This window comes from Azohydromonas australica DSM 1124 (assembly GCF_000430725.1).
Taxonomy (GTDB): Bacteria; Pseudomonadota; Gammaproteobacteria; order Burkholderiales; family Burkholderiaceae_C; genus Azohydromonas; species Azohydromonas australica.
Genome location: NZ_AUMO01000168.1, coordinates 1 through 1,433, shown reverse-complemented (window position 1 = coordinate 1,433; position 1,433 = coordinate 1). Strand labels below are relative to the sequence as shown.

2 protein-coding genes and 1 pseudogene are annotated in these 1,433 nt (G+C 64.3%); all 3 read left to right on the top strand.

Annotated elements, in window-relative coordinates:
• A partial coding sequence (locus tag H537_RS55060) for a hypothetical protein (RefSeq protein WP_211235041.1) occupies positions 1-362 on the top strand: 362 nt, incomplete at its 5' end.
• A 421-nt stretch (positions 363-783) separates the two neighbouring features.
• Entirely contained in the window at positions 784-1,023 is a 240-nt protein-coding gene (locus tag H537_RS0119035; RefSeq protein ID WP_028999089.1) for a thioredoxin family protein, read from the top strand.
• A 199-nt stretch (positions 1,024-1,222) separates the two neighbouring features.
• Positions 1,223-1,433, top strand: a pseudogene (locus H537_RS44250) (cytochrome c oxidase accessory protein CcoG); the annotation flags it as partial.

Genomic DNA, 1,433 nt, shown 5'->3' with positions numbered 1-1,433 from the left:
CGAACGCCCACGCTTATCGGCTGTATGTTTTTAAAGAGCTTCGACTTTTGGTTCAAACTGCGCTGCAGCAACCTGCTTCGCGTTTCGCTGTGTCGTTCAGCGAAGAATTGAATTCTGCCTGCCTTTTAAAACCCTGTCAACTGCTTGGCTATTTTTCAGCTTCGCGTCGGCGGGTTTGCCGGCTTCGCTCCAAACTCCACGCCAATTCCATGCGCGGTTTTTGGATCCAACCCCATAAATACTCCCCATCGGGGCGCCACTCCATGAAGGACCGGCCAGCTCCGATTTCAAGCAGGGGTTCGAAAACTCACTTCCTGGTCGCGCTCCTGGCTTGGTTGGCCTGGTTGCCTGACTCGGCCTGACTTGAAAAGTCATCAAGTTCGTTTGCGAGGGGGCGGAGTATACACACTTTTGGGGGAAGTGCAAGCAGGGATGGACAAGCGCCTGACAAGCACCTCTCAACGCCAGGCGCAAGACCGCGGACCGCAGCGGCCTCAGCCCCGGGGATGAACCGGCGGCCTGCAACGCCGCCGCGCACAGTGACCCGGGACTTACCCCGACCCCGTCCCCTGACACCAAGCGCGTTGATCTCACTCAGCAATTTTTTGCACATGCCACGCATGCTTGCGTTGCCGTCCTCACCACCACACCGACGACGCCGCGCTTCACGCGGTTCCTGACCGCATCCGCGCACGGACGCCCTATGCACGTGTTCATGGCATGGGGTGGCTGGTCGTCCCTGTCCGGCGGACGCTTCACCAAGCTTCGAGCAAGGAAACCGACATGGACATCAAGGTACTGGGCTCACGCAGCCCCCACGGCGCCGCCACGCTGGCGCTCATCGACGAGGTCGCGCGCGCGATGGGCGTGCCCGTGAAAGTGCAGAAGGCCGACGACTTCAACACGCTCATCAGCCACGGCGTGATGAGCATGCCAGGAGTGGTCATCGACGGCCGCTTGGTACACGCCGGCGGCGTACCCAGCCGCGGGCGCGTCGAGGACTGGCTGGACCGCAACGGCTGAGCCCGCCGCCGGCCGCTGGCGCCTCGACGGCTCGAGGCCGCCGGCTCTTGATGCTGCTCAAGGCGCCCGGCGCCAGCCGGCGCAGACTTGCGCACAGGCGTGAATCGGACGGGCACCGCACGCGGGGGCCCGGCGTCCCCTGGCGCCTTGCAGAGCCGGCACCCGCTCCGGTCACGCGCTCAACCACCGTGCCCTCATCATGAACAGCATCTCTCCCAAGCCGGCGGCGGCGTCCCCCGACGGGGACGACTCGACGCGGATCGTCTCGCTGTACCAGGCCCGCAAGAAGATCTACGCCCGCTCGGTCAGCGGCACCTTCGCCCAATGGCGCTGGGCCCTGGTGTGGCTCACGCAGATCGTCTTCTACGGGCTGCCCTGGCTGATGTGGAACGACCGCCAGGCGGTGCTGT